Below are 16,997 nucleotides of genomic sequence, written 5' to 3'. Positions count from 1 at the left end.
AATCACTTTTTGTCAACGTTGTCACACTTTGCCCGCCAACTCCCGTCACTTGTTACGCTTTAGCCAAAGTGTGACGCCACAGCCGATTACAAAGCGTAAGGTCATTGAGCTGGCGCCGCGGCCAACACAGGCAGCGACGCCGCATCAGGAACAACCGGCGGGTCGTCCCCCGGTACATACCAATAATCAATAAGGGTCATCGCTATGAAGCTTTCACACACACTCGGTGCGCTCAAGCGTTACTGCGCCACCGCTCTGGTACTTGCCGGTGCCACCGTTGCCGGCAACACTCAAGCCGCTACTGTCGACTTACTGGTGCTGTACGATAACTACTCCGCCGGTTACTTTGGCGGCGATCCGCAAACCGCCATGAATAACTGGGTCAACCAGATGAACGCCGCCTACGCCGACAGCCAAATTGACGTGCAACTGCGCTTGGTGGGCGTGCGCCACAACGAACAAGGCGGTGCCAATCAGGGCGAGGTACTCAACAATATTCGCCTAAATGGCAACGTTGCCAATCTGCGCAATCAGCTGGGCGCCGATTTTGTCTCGCAGATGCACAGCACCGGCGCCTGTGGCGTTGGCTATGTGGCGGTAGATGCCAACTGGACCTTTAACGTGGTACACCCCGGCTGTGGGCCGATGGTAATGCTGCACGAGCTGGGCCACAACATGGGTGTTAACCACTCGCGCAAGCAAGGTGACACCGGTGGTGCACGCTTTGGTTACGGGGTCGGTTACGGCGTACAAAACGTGTTTGTGGATGTGATGGCCTACGAAGGGGTGTTTAACACCACGCGGGTAAATCGTTTCTCTAACCCCAACCTTATTTGTCGCGGCTACCCTTGTGGTTTGCCGGTGGGTCACCCGCAAGAGGCTTACGCGGCACTCGCCATTCACAATGTGCGCGATGAGATCGCCGGTTTCCGGGCCACCGCTGGCACCAGCGGGCCGGTACAGCTTGCCCAGCACTGCAACTACGGCGGTTATAACGTCGGGCTTACACCGGGCAATTACACGTTAGGCCAGCTCATGGCCAAAGGCATTATCAACGACGATATTTCATCGGTCCGCGTGCAGCAGGGCTATAAAGTCGAGCTGTTCCAGCACGATAACTTTACCGGCAATATGCTCACTCGCACCGGCGATGACAACTGCCTGGATAACGAAGGCTTTAACGACGATGTCAGCTCATTGCGCGTCTCGACGGTCAGCGGTTTTAACCAAACCATTCAAGCTGAAAACTACGCGGCTATGGCCGGCGTGCAGCTCGAGAACACCACCGATGCCGGCGGCGGACAAAACGTGGGTTGGATTGATAGCAACGACTGGATGGCCTACAACGGCATCAACATCCCCAGCTCAGGCAATTATACCATCGAGTATCGGGTCGCCAGCCCCAGCGGTGGCCGTTTGTCACTGGATTTAAACGGCGGCGCCACCTTGTTGGGCGAGCTTAATGTACCCGCCACCGGCGGCTGGCAAAACTGGACCACCGTGTCGCACACCGTGTACATCAACGCCGGCACTTACAACTTTGGCGTATTTGCCCAAGCGGGCGGCTGGAACCTTAACTGGTTGCGCATTCGCCAGTAAGCAGAGTACCCCGCGCCGCTAATGGCGCGGGGTATATTTATTAACCTTGAGGGAGCTGTATGAACAAACCACTTATGGCGCTTTGCCTATTACTTGTTATCACCGCCGGCCTCTGGTTTGCGCTCGATACCGGCACACTAAACACCACTGCCGAAAACCCATCGCCTAATACCGCAACCAACGCACCTGGCTCCGGTAAGATCGCACCCAGCGCCGCAACCACCGGCCATTCGGCTTTATCCGACAATGTTAACCCTGAGCCAAAAGCCGCTGATACCGCCGCCAATAAAACAGCGCAAGCTACCACCCCACTGGCAGAGCGCCTCAGTAAAATGCAATCGCGCCGCCCAGACCGCATCTTTGATCCGGCCGAAGTTCGCGCCGCCGTGCAACGTGACAGCGCATGGAGCAATGAGACCCCCGACAATCTCGACGACTTGCCGCTTGATGCCGAAGCTCTGAACGACGGCCGCCAAATTATCTCGTTCGATCCGCTAAAGCTCGAAACCCTCATGCCGGGCGATCAGGTTAGCGTGAATATCGATGAAACCGGCGAGCAGTACACCGTCAACATTAATCGCACCGAAAAACACGACTACGACAGCATTAGCTGGTATGGCACCATTAACGGTAACGATGGGCAGACCTACCAAGTCAGTTTCACCCAGAGTGACACCCTCACCTTAGGCGGGCTCGACACCCCCGACGGTAATTACCAACTGCAAGCTCACGGCGACGCCGGCTGGATCGCCTCCAGCGCCTCACTGTTTAAGGTACCCGAAGGCCAGACCGACGCGATTATACCGGCAGATGTCAAACCGCAACCAGTGCCCATCGCGCACTAGCGGCGGCAACAATAAACCCAGCGGCTACCAAGCCGCTTTTCCCCTTCCCTTAATTATTTTTATCGGCGGCCGATAAGCCCATAACTCAACCTGCTTACTAAGCATCCACGGCATATTCAGCTATGCTAATGGTGGTAAACAACGCCAAATTTCAACTGCCCTCAGCATGAGGGGCACTATAGGTTGCCTTTAGCAATCACACAGATCCGAGGAAGGGTTATGTTATCGCTGATCCGCGAGCGTTCGATTAAAGCCAAGCTGCTAGGGGTTATTGCAGTGGCTTTTATAACACTGTTAATACTCCTGATTGCTCAGCTTTTGATTCAGCTAGGCACGATGAAAAGTGCCATCACCCAGCAGACCCGCGCCAGTATGGAGCAAGAAGTGCTCGGGCGCGTATCGAGCGAGGCGGCCAACCTTGGCAACCAAGTCTCCAGCTATATCAACAGTTTGTATCGAGTCTCGGGCGGTTTGGCAGACGCAATGGCCTGGAGCATTGCCCACCCGGAAACCCGCCTGACCCGAGAGCAAGTCAACGAGCAACTGCAAATTGCTCTGAGTAAACACCAAGATATCAGCGCGCTCTACTCGCAATACGAAGCGAATGCATACGACGGCCGCGACCAAGAGCTCATCGGCAGCGACGCGATTCACACCGTACCCAGTACCGGTGGCCTGGAGATCTACTGGATTCGCGACCAAAACGGCAACATCGCCCAAGAGCGGGTCCTTGACGCCAGCGAAAAATACGCTGACGAAAAAAATGAATTTGGCCAGCGCGAGGCCGAGTGGTATTTGTGCGCCCGCGACACGAAAAAGCCCTGCACCATGGAGCCCTATTTTTACGAAATATCCGAAGGTTACAGCGAGTTAATGACCAGCCTTATCAACCCGGTTGTGGTGGCCGGTGATTTTAAAGGCGTGGTCGGAATCGACATCAACTTACCCGTGATTCAACGCTTGATCGAGGCATTGGGTAGCGAGCTTTACCAAGGCAAAAGCCGCATTACTCTGGTGAGCGAACAAGGCTTAGTGGTCAGCTCCAATAGCTACCAAGACGCTCTAACCCGCCCCTTAAAAGAGGCAATGGACAACTACGATAGCCAGCTACAAAATCTTCATAACCGCGCCGACAAAACCTGGTTACACAATGGCACCTACTATGTCGCCTACCCGGTTACCATCGCGCCTTCAAACACCACCTGGTCACTGCTGATTGAGCTGCCCGAAGCCGTCGTGCAGGCGTCTACCAACACCTTAATCGCCACTATGGACGATAACATCTCGACCATGCTCACCGGCGAGATCATTACCGCACTGGTAGTTACCGCGATTATCATGTTGCTGTTATTGCTGTTGGTGCGCTCGATTGTGCAGCCGATCCGCAGCCTTGACGCCCGCATGCAAAACCTTGCCAGCCAAGACGGCGATTTACGTAAAAATATCGAGATCGATACCCACGCCGAGCTGATCTCACTCAGCGACGGCTTTAATCGGTTTATCTCTAAGCTGCGCCATATGATCGACGAGATCAAACAGATTGGCACCAAAGCAAAAGGCTCCGCCTCGCAGATTCAAGCAATCAACAATCAATCGGCCAGCGCCACTTACCAACAGCAGCGCGAGATCGACTCCGTGGTAACCGCCACTAACGAGATGTCGCAAACTGCCTCGGGGGTGTCGCAGCTCGCGGTACAAGTATCGGATAACGCCACCACCGCTTTAAACACAGTTATCGCCTCACGCGAGGCGTTATCGGGCTCGGTGCAGCACGTTAAAGAATTGAGCGATGATATGCAGCAAGCCTCCGCGCGTATTAGCGATGTCGCAAAGCGCACCGAAGATATCGGCCGCATCTTAGATGTCATTCGCGCCGTCGCCGAGCAAACCAACCTACTCGCGCTCAATGCCGCCATCGAGGCCGCCCGCGCTGGCGAGCAGGGCCGCGGTTTTGCCGTAGTAGCCGATGAAGTGCGCAACCTTGCCTCTAAAACACACCACAGCACCAACGAGATCAACGAACTTATTAGCAGCTTAAAAGATGGCGTGGACAAAGCCGTAGAGGTTATCGCCAGCGGCACCGACAAAGCCGGTCTCGCCATGAGCGACACCCAATCATCGTTTAACGAGCTGTCGTCAGTGGTAGAAGATGTTAACTCGATTGCCGACAACATTGCTCAAGTCGCCACCGCCGCCGAAGAGCAAAGCTCGGTGAGTGAAGAGATCAGCCGCAACCTCACCATCATCGGCGATGCCGCGACAACGCTCGCCGATATGACCCGCGAAAGTAATAATGCTGGGGTGGAATTAGAAGTGGTTATGGCGCAGCTGGATGAACAGTTGGCGTCACTAAAAACCTAAAAAGCCAAAGCGCTGGCGGATGCTCGTTCGCACTCCGCCAGCGACAATAGTAAAGTCTACCCCGCCATCTCCCGCACCACGCCCGCCCTAACACAGCGCAACACGCCATACGCATACACGCCTTCGAGTGCGTCGAATACCGGTTTTAGCTTAAAAGGTTCGTCGTCGTGGGCGAGCATCACATCCACAATAGCGTCCAGCTCTGGTTGCGGCAGCTCGACCACTTCGGCCACTTGCAGTTGGCCCTGTTCTATCAACCCGGCCAAGTGGGTAAACACCGTCGTTTCGGTCAGCTCCCGTTGGCGCGCGATAGCAGGAATATCCATACCGGCTTTAAACAACGCAAACGTTTCATGCTCGGTGGCCCGGACATTCTCGGCGCTGCCGGCGTAATCGGCTAAGCTCTCGACATGGGCGGTGACCGCAGCCACAAAATCTTCACCATAGTGTTCCAGCTTACTGGCGCCCACGCCGGAGATGCGCCCCAAGGCATCCAAACTTTGCGGCTGATGACTCACTACCTCCATGAGGGTGGCATCGTGAAAAATCATATAAGGAGGAATATCTTGCTCGGCCGCCAAACGTTTACGCAGCTCGCGCAGTGACTCCCACAGCACTTTATCCGGCCCGGCCAATGAGCCGCCGGCATTGCTGCGAGCTTTTTTGCCGGTACTGGTGGTTTTAATGTCTTTTCTGAGCTCGATACTCTCTTGGCCTTTTAATAAGGCGCGGCACTTTTCGGTGAGCAACAACCCCCCGTAGCCGGCCACGTCCACCTCGATAATGCCCCGCGCCGCCAACTGCCTAAACACCGAGCGCCACTGATTAACATCCAGCTCAACACCAATACCAAAGGTGCTGAGCTTTTCGTGGCCAAACTGCTCGACTTTGGTATTGGCTTTGCCCAGCAGCACATCAATTAAATGATTCACCCCAAAACGCTGGCCGGTGCGATAACAGCAACTTAACGCCTTTTGCGCGACAACGGTGCCATCAAAGGTTTGTGGCGGGGTTAAGCAGGTGTCGCAATTGTTGCAGGGGGCGTGGTCGCGCTCGCCAAAATAGGCCAGCAGCGCCTGGCGCCGGCACGTAGTAATCTCACACAAGCCAAGCATGGCATCGAGCTTGTGGTTTTCGGTGCGCTTGTGATCGTCCGAGCCTTGCGACTGACTCATCATCTGCTTAAGCTTTAAAACATCCTGCACACCGTACGCCATCCAGGCGGTCGCACTTTGTCCGTCGCGACCGGCGCGACCCGTCTCTTGGTAATACGCCTCAATACTCTTGGGCAAATCCAGATGCGCCACAAAGCGCACATCGGGTTTATCGATACCCATGCCAAAAGCAATGGTGGCGACAATTATCACGCCATCTTCACGTAAAAAACGCTCTTGGTGGGTTTTACGGGTGGCCGCCGACAGGCCGGCGTGATACGGCAGCGCGGTAAAGCCTTGCTTGCTTAGCCACTCGGCGGTGTCATCGACTTTGCGGCGCGATAAGCAGTAAACAATACCGGCATCACCGGGATGCTCGTTGTGCAAAAAGCGCAGCAACTGTTGGCGCGCATCTTGTTTTTGCTCAATGCGGTACTGAATATTGGGCCGGTCAAAACCACTGACAAACTGCGCGGCCTCTTCTAACTGCAAACGGGTAATAATTTCGGCACGGGTGCGATCATCGGCGGTGGCCGTTAGCGCCACCCGAGGCACTTGCGGAAATTGCTGATGCAACAAACTTAACTGCAGGTAATCCGAGCGAAAATCGTGCCCCCACTGAGACACACAGTGGGCTTCATCAATAGCGAACAACGCCAGCGGTAGCTCGTGCAGCATATCTAAGGTGCGCGGCTGAATTAAGCGCTCGGGGGCCACATAGAGGATTTTTATCTCGCCCTGACGCAAGCCCTGCTCGATGGCCCGCACTTCATCAAACGCGAGGCTAGAGTTTAAGTAGGCGGCGCTGATACCCAGCTGCGCCAAGGCGTTAACCTGATCTTGCATCAGCGCGATCAACGGCGAGACGATGATCGCCACCCCTTCACGCACAAGCGCCGGTATCTGGTAACACAGCGATTTGCCGCCCCCGGTGGGCATTAGCACCAAGGCATCCTGCCCGGCGATGACGGTATCGATAATTTCAGCCTGCGGACCTCGGAAGGCCTCGTAACCAAAGGTGTTTTGCAGTGTTTGTAAGGCGATTTGATTCATGGGGGGAGTTTAGCAGTTTTAGCCCGCCTCACGAATGAGACATCCACCGCAAACACACCCTCAAACACTATTGATAATTGTTATTATTTGCATTAATGTATTTAAAGATTAGCAGATAAACCGAGGATTCCCACTATGATCGACCTAAGCAACGCCAATGTCGGCCTTATTTTTGGCACCGATACCGGCAACACCGAGGAAGTCGGCGACAAAATCTCTACCAGCCTCGCCGCTCACGGTGTGGTGGTCGAGATGCTGAATGTTACCGATGCCTCTCCCGAACAAATTGAAGAGTTCGACTTCATCATTATGGGGATTCCCACGTGGGATTTTGGCGGTATTCAAGAGGACTGGGAGAACTTTGAAGACGAGATTTTAGCCACCAAGCTTACCGGTAAGACGGTGGCTTTGTACGGTCTTGGCGATCAGCTGGGTTACGGTTATTACTTTGTCGATGCGATGGGCTGGCTCAACGAGCGGGTGCTAAAAGCCGGCGCAACCGTAATTGGCCACTGCTCTACCGAAGGCTATACCTACGATGAGTCCCTAGCCGTTAACGCCGAGAAAACCGAATTTTGCGGCCTCGCCATCGACGACGATCAGCAATTCGAGCTGACCGACGAGCGTATCGAGCGCTGGACCGAGCAAATTATCAAACAATACCAGCAAACCAACGCGGCATAACCTACAACCCAGGAGAGCCCCATGATAAAGCACGCAAGCAATAAACAATTTTTGTGCGACAAACACCGGGCTCTCGCCCTTCACAACCCAGAGCAAAGCAAACGGCTATATTGTAAGTTGCGCGCTATGGCACGGGGCTATATCGGCCAACAACGCTGGGACGAGGCCGTTCCGGTATGTGGCACCGCATTTGAAGCGGCTGATATTTTGCTGCGCCACGACGACACCAGCAAACAAGCGACCGAGCGCTATTTACGCAGTGCCATTGAGCTGAGCTACACGTTACGCAAAAGTCGTCACGAGCCGGATCTAGGCGCCATGATAGCGCTAGTAGAACAGCGTTTAGCGCCGCATTACGCCCCCGCGCCGCTGCAAACCATGTTGGCACCTCTAATCGATATCGCCTTCTCACCGCTGGCTGACGTTGACGAATGGATGGAGGTGTTACTGGCTATGGACGACGCACACAAACAAACACGCCACTAAGCCTGCTAGTACCGCTTGCCCATTGCCTAACCCTTAACGGGGCAGCTATAGTGCTGCTCCACAGGGCAACTGACCGCCCGCCACGATAAAGGGTGAGGTACAAACAGTTGGAGGCAGCAGCGCAAGCCGCAGTTATTGCAAATACACAGCACTGGTTCGAGAGCCTGGTACTGGGCTTAAACCTGTGCCCGTTTGCCCACCAACCCGCCAAGCACAATCGCATTCGCTTTACGGTGTTTGATGAGACCCAGGGCCTTGGCTTATTTGAAGTACTCGCGGCTGAAGTAGCCCGGCTGGACTCGAGCGATATTAACGAGCTTGAAACGACGCTGTTGATACTACCCGAGGGCTTTGATGACTTTTATTTTTACACTATCACCGTGCAACAAGCCGAGAGCTGGCTTAATAAGCAAGGCCTGCTTGGGGTGTATCAGGTTGCCAATTTTCACCCCGACTATCAGTTCTCAGACACCGACTTTAACGATCGCAGCAATTTAACCAATCGCTCGCCCTACCCGATTTTACACCTCTTGCGCGAGCAGAGTTTAACGGCCGCCATCGATAACGGCGCGAATACTGACGCGATCCCCGAGCGCAACATCGAACGCATGGAACGCTTAAGCGAGCAAGAGGTTGCCACCCTGTTTCACTATTTAACACCGAAAGCGGACTAACCTGTTTAGCGCCGGTGATGGAGTTGTCAATTACCCTATCGGCCCTACCCCATAACTGTTAACGTCCCACAGGGGTTAAACAACCACATCATCTAGCACGCATTACATTCGGAGACCGCAATGGCTCGTAAGCAAGTTGAATTTACTAATCGCGATGGTCACACCCTAGCGGGCGCCCTTGAGTTACCCGAAACACCGTTGCAAGCGGTGGCCCTGTTTGCCCACTGCTTTACCTGCGGCAAAGATGTGGTCGCGGCATCGCGCATCGCCGGTGCGTTAGCGGACAAAGGCATTGGTGTATTGCGTTTTGATTTTACCGGGCTAGGTGGCAGCGATGGCGACTTTGCCAACACCACTTTTAGCAGTAACCTTACCGATTTAGAATCGGCCGCGGAGTTTCTCGCCGAGCACTACCAAGCGCCGCGCTTGATGATTGGCCACAGCCTGGGTGGGGCCGCCGCGTTGATTGCTGCAAAGCGTATTGCCAGTATCGATGCCGTCGCCACGATTGCCGCGCCCGCTACGCCGCAACATGTGCAACATCTGTTTGCCAATCAGGCGTGCGATATACGCGCGCAGGGCAGCGCACCGGTAAACATTGGCGGCCGGGAGTTTGCCATCGGCGCCGACCTTTTAGAAGATTTAGAAAAGTGGCCACTAGAAGTAACCCTTAACGACTTAAACAAACCGCTGCTTATTTTTCATTCGCCCGCCGACCAAACCGTTAACATTGGTGAGGCCGCACGCATATACAACGCCGCCCGCCACCCCAAAAGCTTTGTGTCGCTAGACAATGCCGACCACCTGTTAAGCAACCGCAACGACGCTAACTATGTGGCGGCGGTGCTGGCCGCATGGGCTAGTCGCTATCTAGTGGTAGAGCAGTAGATTTATTCTCGCTAATCGTACGCAGCTGCTCCGAGTAATGTTTGATCTGAGTAATATCAATAAAGGTACCCAGCAGCTGCTTAGGGCGTCCTCTTTCGTCCCGGGAGTACACCGCGTCAAACGCGTAGCACCAAATCCAGTAGCCCTCTTTATGCCAAAAACGGTACTCCATTTCTAAAAAGCTGGGCCCGCTCAAACTTAATGCTTTTTCGACTTGCGCATTAATACTGTCAATTTCATCGGGGTGAAACAATATCGACAGATCGTCAATCGCGTTGAGATCCTCTTTGGTATAGCCCGTCAACTTGGTGTACTGCTGATTGACGAACGTATTACTCTGGCTGGGTAAATCGTAAATATACAAACCACAGATCGCCAAATCGACGACGGTTTGCAAAAAGCGCTCACTCTCGGCCAGTTTATTTTCAGCGTCTTTTAAATCGGTGACGTCGGCCGACGAGCCAATAATACGATAGATCTCACCCAAATCATTCATCAGCGGGTAAAGTGACGTCTTCCACCAGGTTTGCTTGCCGCGCAGCGGAAAACTCTCGATGTAGGACATAGGCCGCCCGGTTTGCCGGCAACGCTGATAACGTGAATCGATTTGCTCGGCCATCGCCTGCGGCAGGGTATCGGGCGCTAGCGCCCGTGTTGATTTCCCCACAAGCTCTTGCGACGAAATACCCAACGACTTTTCTATGGCGGGGTTCACCGCTTTATACAACACTTGCCCATCGCTTAAGCAGTCGAGTACAAACACACCGTAGCTGGTACCGGTAAAGATAGACTCAAGCAGCTGGTTTTTTTCCGACAGACTCAGCTCCATATCTTTGCGCTGTTGGATATCCTCCAAGGTGCCGCACATCAGGCGGTTACCGTCAGCTTGATTGCCAAGGCATTTACCATGGACACGAAACCAACGAGCTTCTCGCGCGACGGTCACCCCGACAAACTCGATATCAAACACGCCACCCGTGGGAATATTACGATCCAGCTCATCAAAAAATAGCGCTTGATGATTGGGCGCAATGTGCGCCTCCCACAGGCTCATGGTGATATCGGTCGGCTCGCGCTGATAGCCTAACAATTGCCAAAACGCGGGGGACCACCAGAGTAAATCCTCCCCCACCTGCCATTCCCACAGACCTTCATGAGTCGCCGAGGTGATACGCTCTAAGCGATTATTAATGGCCTCTAGCTTCTGCTGCTGCGCCAACCGCTCAGAAATATCCATCACCGAGGCAAACACCTGAACGCCCGCGACGTGATCGCGCCGTACCAATTTAACCTCTATGGGAATATGACTGCCGCTACGATGAATACCCTGCGCTACACATTCTGATAGGTTAGCCGGGGTCGCGGCATCTGGAGAGAAAAACGCCTCTAGGGTATCGCGGGCGCCACCCTGGGCACTAAAGTCGATCACCGTATCAATGGTTTGCCCCACCAATTCACCATCGGCGTATCCAAACAAATGGCTAGAGGCACTGTTGGCCATGGTGACCTGACCGAGGCTGTCGATAACCATTAACCCCAGCGGCGAGGCATTGGCCGATTCACGCAAATTGTATTCGGCGTCATAGCGCGCTTTAAGTTCAAGGCGCTCTAGCTTTTCATTGTTAGCCGTCTCCATTGCCTGACGCAATTGCGCCATGCTGGGGATGACCAAGGCCTTGGGGATAATCCACAACAAACCCAGTGCGGTGGCTACAGCCACGATGGCGGTTACCCCAGAGAGAACCACATGGCTGCCAAAGCTGCCCACCCAAACGGTATAAATGCGAAAGCTATGGTTAAAGCCACACAGTAAAATAAACAGCGCAAACAGCGTAACCAACCGCGGATAACGCAAGTCGCGACGCTTGCGACGGAAAACCAGCAGCCCTATTGCAATGGCAAAAAAAGATAATGCCAATAAGGCATCGGCGATCACCTGCGCCCCAATAAGCGCGGGCTGCCAGTCAAGGTTATAGCCTAACGGCGGCAAGTCCTGACGAAAAAAATCTAACCACCTTGCCACCGCCGGTATCCTCTTAGGTATAAACGTTACAGCTACTGCCGGCCAAACATTCCTTTAAAGGCATTCGCCAAATCCGCTGGGTACACCACGGTTTTGGAGTTCTCCGACTGCGATAGGTCGCCTATCGATTCGATATACTTTTCACCCAACAAGTACATAACCGGCAGTTCATCGCCCCCGGCAACCGATTCGGTAACCACCTTAATGGCGCGGGCCGAGGCGTCGGCCAAGACAATTTTTGCCTCAGCGTCGCGACGTGAGGCCTCTAGCCGACCATCGGCCTCTAAAATAGCGGCTTGTTTTTCACCCTCCGCCTTGGTCACTGCCGCCCGGCGCTGACGCTCGGCCGCGGCCTGCTCTTCCATGGCCTGCTGCATAGTGGTTGAGGGGTTGATGTCTTGGATTTCGACCGTTTTTAAAATAATGCCCCAATCGGCAATATCGTCCGAGATCGAATCTTTTAAACGGGTTTTAATCTGATCCCGTGAGGACAATGCCGAGTCCAATGCCATCTCGCCAATAATGGAACGCAGCGATGTCTGGATCAGGTTTTGAATCGCGATAATATAATCCTCAACCCCATACACTGACTTTTCGGGACTAACGATATTAATGTACGCCACCGCATTGGCAATAATCACGGCGTTATCTTGGGTAATCACATCTTGCGAGGGGATATCGAGCACAATATCTTTCGTCGTTACTTTGTAAGCAACGGTATCAAAAAACGGAATGATTAAATTTAAACCGGGGGTGAGTGTTTGGTGATAGCGGCCCAAACGCTGCACAACATCTTTGCGCCCCTGCGGCACAATCCGGACCCCTCGGGTAATAACGATCAGTGCGACGGCGACAATAGCCCCGGCGGTAATTAATGCATCCATGACATACTCCTTGTTGTTATTGCGGTTTAACGATTAAATCGTTACCTGAAAAATCAATCACGCACACCCGGTCGCCCGGTTTAAGTGGCTGCTCACAAATAAAGCGCCATTCGTCTTCGCCCAGCACCGGCGCCGAGAAACGCAGCTGGCCCCGGCTGGTGGCGGTATGATAATCAAGCACGGTGGCCACTTTGCCCACCATCGACTCATGCGCCATGCCCGAGCGGGTTTTATCTTGCATTTTCGGGGCGACAAATTTAAACCAGGCCACCAGACAAGACAGTGACAATGCCGCCCACAATAGCAGCTGCCACGCCAGCGCCATAGGTACAAACAAGGTTACCAAGCCCACGGCAATCGCACTTACGCCAAGCCACAGCATAAAAAAACTGGGCAGTAATATCTCAAGCGCCGCCAGCAAAAAACCAATGACAACCCAGTGCCACGCCAACAGGCCCGACTCCAGCCACGTCTCCATAAAATCTCCTTGTGCGTTAATAACGCAACCGTCCCATAAGCCAAGCAAGTATAACCTAATGGAAGGGAAATACACGCCAGCAGTTTATACGGCAACCTAACGGTGCTTACGGCGCCACCACCACACATACACCCCGGTGACAAACAAAATAAGCACCGCGCCCGAGCCTACGCTCAGCGCCACCCAATAGAGGGGCCCGCCTACCGCAGCGGAATGCAGCGGATACACTTTTTGCATCAGTGCCAACCCCAGCCCCGCGTCACGGGCGTCCGATTGAGCGTAAGCCTCAGCGGTGTATGGGTTAACGTAAACAAAGCTGCGACCGTGTTGATGCCATTCGCCGGGCATACGCTTGCGCGCGCTGATCGCCTGGTTCGGCTCGGCCGGAAAACTCACCGAACGCAATTGCCCCTCGGGCAAGGTATTAGCAATAGCCGCGTACAAATCGGGCCAACTTTGCCAGGGCCCCTCTCCCGTCACAGTGCGTTCGACGCTTGGTGGCTCGCCGCCCAAAGTCGCCACCAGCACACTGCGTACCTCGGTATAAAACACCATCATCACCCCGGTAGCCACCGCCACAATCAGTAGTAACGCGCTCAGGGCCCCCAGAGTACGGTGCCAACTGTAATGGATTTTTATAGCGCTGCCTTTCACGGCAAAATGCAGCGCCTTGCGCCAACGTCGCGGCCACCAAGCATAAATACCGGTGATTAACAGCACCAATACCGCCAAATGAACATAGCCGCTGATACGCTCACCGGTGTGCCCCCCCAACCAATGAGCGTGCAAATCAAAAATAAAGGCAATCGGGTCAAACTGAGCCTCAGAGCGCACCAATACCTCGCCAGTCGCGCTTAAGTAATGATAAGCGCCGTCGCGGTAACTCACTGCATAAAAGGGCCAGTCATCTGTGGGCATACGCACCCGGCGCACGGCCGGGTCTTGGGCGCGCCCCAGCTGCTCTAGCACAGTGGTAATCGCCGCGTCATTAGGTAACGTGGCGTGGTCTTGCGCCGCCAACGCTGGGTAATACGCCAACAGCAGTGACTGTTTATAAATAAGTATCACGCCAGTAAGCGCGGTAATCACAAAGAATACGCCGGCCAATAAGCCTATATAACGGTGTAGGGCCAATAACGTGGGCTTTTTCATCAACTATTATCTTTTGCCAGCTTTACAGTGAATGGTGGGCGATTAGGCTACAACATTGGCGATTTGGGTTGTCAATTATAATGAGAAACACTATCATCTGCATCCTTATTTTAACTCACTTATTCGAGGTTTTCGATGATACACACTCGCCACCAACTCGTCCCGCTGCTAACGCTTGCCAGCCTAAGCACGCTCGCCTTTGCCCAGCAGGCGGACAACGAGCCACAGCTGGAGGAGATGATCGTCACGGCCTCGCGTACCGCTAAGCCCATCAGCTCGATCCCCAACACCGTGACAGTGATTAACAAAATCGCGCTAGACCAGCAGTTGGCGGTGAGTTACGACTTATCGACCGTACTGGGTAACTTAGTACCGGGGTTTACCCCCAGCCGGCAAAAAATGACTGGCTCGGGCGAGACCTTGCGCGGACGCAGCCCGCTGTACCTAATTGATGGCGTACCGCAATCTAACCCCCTGCGCGACGGCTCGCGCGATGGCTTGACCCTAGACCCGGCGATGATCGAACGTATTGAGGTGATCCACGGCGCCAACGCCGTACACGGCATGGGCGCCTCGGGCGGTATTATTAACTTAATCACGAAAAAACCGGTAGAAAGTCGCGAGCAATCGTTTCATATAGACGTCAATGCACCCACCGATTACGATTCCGACGCCCTAAGCACTGGCCTGGGTTACAGCTTTGCCGATGCGTTTGGCCGCTGGGACCTCGCCTTCAGTGCCAGTGTGCGCGACAGTGGTATTTTTACCGATGCCAATGGTGACATCATCGGGGTGGACACCACTCAGGGCGACACCATGGACAGCGAAAGCCGCGATTTCTTTTTAAAAACCGGCTACCGCGGCGACGGCCAATCGCTGCATTTGATGGTGAACAACTTTAACATCGAGGGCAACGGCGACTGGATCACGGTAGCCGGCGACGTTGCCAACGGTATTCCGACCTCTTCCGAGCCCGGCACGGTACCCGGCAAAGCACCGACCAACGATGTCACTACGGTGAGTTTGGATTATCGTAAAGACGAGCTGTGGGGCCACAGCGTACACGCTCAATTATTTTACCAAGATTTTGCTGCTACCTTCGGCGGCGGTACGTTTGGTACTTTTTATGACCCCGCGTACGGCGACAACTTTTATGACCAGTCGCAAAATGAATCTGAGAAAGTGGGCTTTAAACTCACTATGGCCCGCGACAAAATCGCCGGCGCGCCCGTTAACGTGGTGTGGGGGTTTGATGCCTTACAAGATGAAACGCAGCAGGTGCTGGTGCAAAGCGGGCGCGCTTGGGTACCGCCCACCAACTACAAAAACATTGCGCCCTACGCCCAACTAGAATTTACCGGCGTCGACCACTTAGTGGTCACTGGTGGTTTGCGCTATGAAAGCTCCAAGCTGGACGTAGACGATTTCACCACGCTTTACAGTTATGGCAGCCAGTTTGTCGAGGGAGGCTCACCTTCGTTTAACGAGACGCTATACAACCTTGGCTTTACCTACGAAATCACCGATGCTCTACGTATTTTTGGTAACGTCTCTGAAGGGTCATCTATGCCCGACGTTGGCCGAGTACTGCGCGGCATTAACGAGCCAAACCAATCGGTTGAGTCCTTCTTAAACTTAGTGCCCATCGTTACCGATAACCGCGAACTGGGTATCGAATACGACGCAGGCAACTTAAACTTAGAGGTAAGTTACTACCAATCCGACTCCGATTACGGCTCGCGCCTAGCCATGAACGCCGATGGCATATTTGATGTAAAACGCGAGAAAACCGAAATCGACGGTATTGAAGCCAGCGCCACCTGGTCATTCACTAGCGACTCAAGCGTTGGTATCGCCTACTCTAACCCCACCGGCGAGTACGACTCAGATGCCGATGGCTCGGTGGATACCGACTTGGATGCCACTAATATTTCGCCCGAGCGCATCAACCTGTTTTGGTCACAACAGTGGACCTCAGATTTTGACACACGAGTGCAAGCCAGCAACTTACTCGACCGCGATTACCAAAACGCCGTGGGCGAAAGCTACGCCGACTTTGATGGTTACACCTTGCTCGATATCACCGCCACTTGGATGGTGGGTAACGGCCAACTGCAAGCCAGCGTGCAAAACCTAACCAACGAAGAGTACATTACCTACTACTCGCAAGCACAAACTAATAACGAGCGATACTTTGCCGGCCGCGGCCGCACGGTTAGCCTGGGTTATACCTACCGGTTCTAACGCAAAAAGGCCTCCCTTGGTGGGAGGCCTTTGGTTAGCGGCCATCGCTACTAATGTGATACGGGCAGTGACCTGCTCAATAAACCCAAGAGAATATCTGTGCTTATGTCTCTCGGCACTCACTCGACAAATAGCTCTTTGGGTATTGTAAGACAATAATCCCACATCACCTGCTGCGCTACTGAGGTTTTAGCTGTCGTCGCAGCCAGATAAGCTATAAAAATCCAGAACTTGCAGGAATCGATAGAGCCGGGCTAGGCTCATCGACAAGTCTAGACTACCCAAAAGGGTTATATAGGTTGCCGTGCTCGTGCAAACTATCGCTACGGCCCCACTCTATATTCCACGCGTACTCCCTACCATCATGGTGCAACTCATCTGGCCTAGCAAAAAAGCTTTGAGCGCTCGCCGATGCCCACAATTTATTACTTTTATCGTAATTCCGACGATGACTATCTTTTTGGTCTCGGTA

The 16,997-nt window shown here is 53.8% G+C and carries 13 protein-coding genes; 8 read left to right on the top strand and 5 right to left on the bottom strand.

All coding sequences use genetic code 11. The features are described 5' to 3' along the window. The first annotated feature begins 204 nt into the window (after positions 1–204). The 3 genes from AACY82_RS06755 to AACY82_RS06745 all read left to right on the top strand — a co-directional run bounded on the left by AACY82_RS06755 (position 205) and on the right by AACY82_RS06745 (position 4,805). Positions 205–1,599, top strand: a complete 1,395-nt coding sequence (locus AACY82_RS06755; RefSeq protein WP_339616021.1) for a carbohydrate-binding protein — start codon at positions 205–207, stop codon at positions 1,597–1,599. A 59-nt stretch (positions 1,600–1,658) separates the two neighbouring features. Beyond that, complete coding sequence (locus tag AACY82_RS06750) at positions 1,659–2,444, top strand: hypothetical protein (protein WP_339616020.1); 786 nt, start codon at positions 1,659–1,661, stop codon at positions 2,442–2,444. A 219-nt stretch (positions 2,445–2,663) separates the two neighbouring features. Beyond that, a complete protein-coding gene (locus tag AACY82_RS06745) occupies positions 2,664–4,805 on the top strand; it encodes a methyl-accepting chemotaxis protein (protein WP_339616019.1) in 2,142 nt (713 codons plus the stop codon). 56 nt (positions 4,806–4,861) lie between these two features. On the opposite strand, the gene recQ is transcribed toward AACY82_RS06745, so the two are convergent. Then, positions 4,862–7,012 carry a DNA helicase RecQ gene (recQ, locus tag AACY82_RS06740; RefSeq protein WP_339616018.1) on the bottom strand — a complete coding sequence of 717 codons (2,151 nt, stop codon included), beginning with the start codon at positions 7,010–7,012 and terminating at the stop codon, positions 4,862–4,864. A gap of 135 nt (positions 7,013–7,147) precedes the next feature. Between recQ and AACY82_RS06735 the strand changes: the two genes are divergently transcribed. The 4 genes from AACY82_RS06735 to AACY82_RS06720 all read left to right on the top strand — a co-directional run bounded on the left by AACY82_RS06735 (position 7,148) and on the right by AACY82_RS06720 (position 9,744). Further along, entirely contained in the window at positions 7,148–7,696 is a 549-nt protein-coding gene (locus tag AACY82_RS06735) for a flavodoxin (protein ID WP_339616017.1), read from the top strand. A 21-nt stretch (positions 7,697–7,717) separates the two neighbouring features. Further along, positions 7,718–8,182 carry a hypothetical protein gene (locus AACY82_RS06730; RefSeq protein WP_339616016.1) on the top strand — a complete coding sequence of 155 codons (465 nt, stop codon included), beginning with the start codon at positions 7,718–7,720 and terminating at the stop codon, positions 8,180–8,182. Positions 8,183–8,274: 92 nt separating this feature from the next. Continuing rightward, positions 8,275–8,856: a DUF1415 domain-containing protein gene (locus AACY82_RS06725; RefSeq protein ID WP_339616015.1), complete on the top strand. Its 582-nt coding sequence runs from the start codon at positions 8,275–8,277 to the stop codon at positions 8,854–8,856. Positions 8,857–8,976: 120 nt separating this feature from the next. Beyond that, positions 8,977–9,744 carry an alpha/beta hydrolase gene (locus AACY82_RS06720; protein ID WP_339616014.1) on the top strand — a complete coding sequence of 256 codons (768 nt, stop codon included), beginning with the start codon at positions 8,977–8,979 and terminating at the stop codon, positions 9,742–9,744. On the opposite strand, the gene AACY82_RS06715 is transcribed toward AACY82_RS06720, so the two are convergent. The 4 genes from AACY82_RS06715 to AACY82_RS06700 all read right to left on the bottom strand — a co-directional run bounded on the left by AACY82_RS06715 (position 9,716) and on the right by AACY82_RS06700 (position 14,281). Next, positions 9,716–11,767, bottom strand: coding sequence for a PAS domain-containing protein (locus AACY82_RS06715; RefSeq protein ID WP_339616013.1), 2,052 nt, complete (start codon positions 11,765–11,767; stop codon positions 9,716–9,718). The two genes, AACY82_RS06720 and AACY82_RS06715, sit on opposite strands and share 29 nt — an antisense overlap. A gap of 32 nt (positions 11,768–11,799) precedes the next feature. Then, positions 11,800–12,651: an SPFH domain-containing protein gene (locus tag AACY82_RS06710; RefSeq protein ID WP_339616012.1), complete on the bottom strand. Its 852-nt coding sequence runs from the start codon at positions 12,649–12,651 to the stop codon at positions 11,800–11,802. 16 nt (positions 12,652–12,667) lie between these two features. Then, positions 12,668–13,129 carry an NfeD family protein gene (locus AACY82_RS06705; protein ID WP_339616011.1) on the bottom strand — a complete coding sequence of 154 codons (462 nt, stop codon included), beginning with the start codon at positions 13,127–13,129 and terminating at the stop codon, positions 12,668–12,670. 96 nt (positions 13,130–13,225) lie between these two features. Further along, complete coding sequence (locus AACY82_RS06700) at positions 13,226–14,281, bottom strand: PepSY-associated TM helix domain-containing protein (RefSeq protein ID WP_339616010.1); 1,056 nt, start codon at positions 14,279–14,281, stop codon at positions 13,226–13,228. Between the two features lie 135 nt (positions 14,282–14,416). Here AACY82_RS06700 and AACY82_RS06695 point away from each other — a divergent pair, with 135 nt between their 5' ends. Further along, entirely contained in the window at positions 14,417–16,525 is a 2,109-nt protein-coding gene (locus AACY82_RS06695; RefSeq protein WP_339616009.1) for a TonB-dependent receptor, read from the top strand. Positions 16,526–16,997: the final 472 nt, after the last annotated feature.

This window comes from uncultured Gilvimarinus sp. (assembly GCF_963972205.1).
Classification (GTDB): domain Bacteria; phylum Pseudomonadota; class Gammaproteobacteria; order Pseudomonadales; family Cellvibrionaceae; genus Gilvimarinus; species Gilvimarinus japonicus.
Note: the sequence above shows the minus strand (reverse complement) of the source record. Positions and strands in the feature narration are given on the sequence as shown.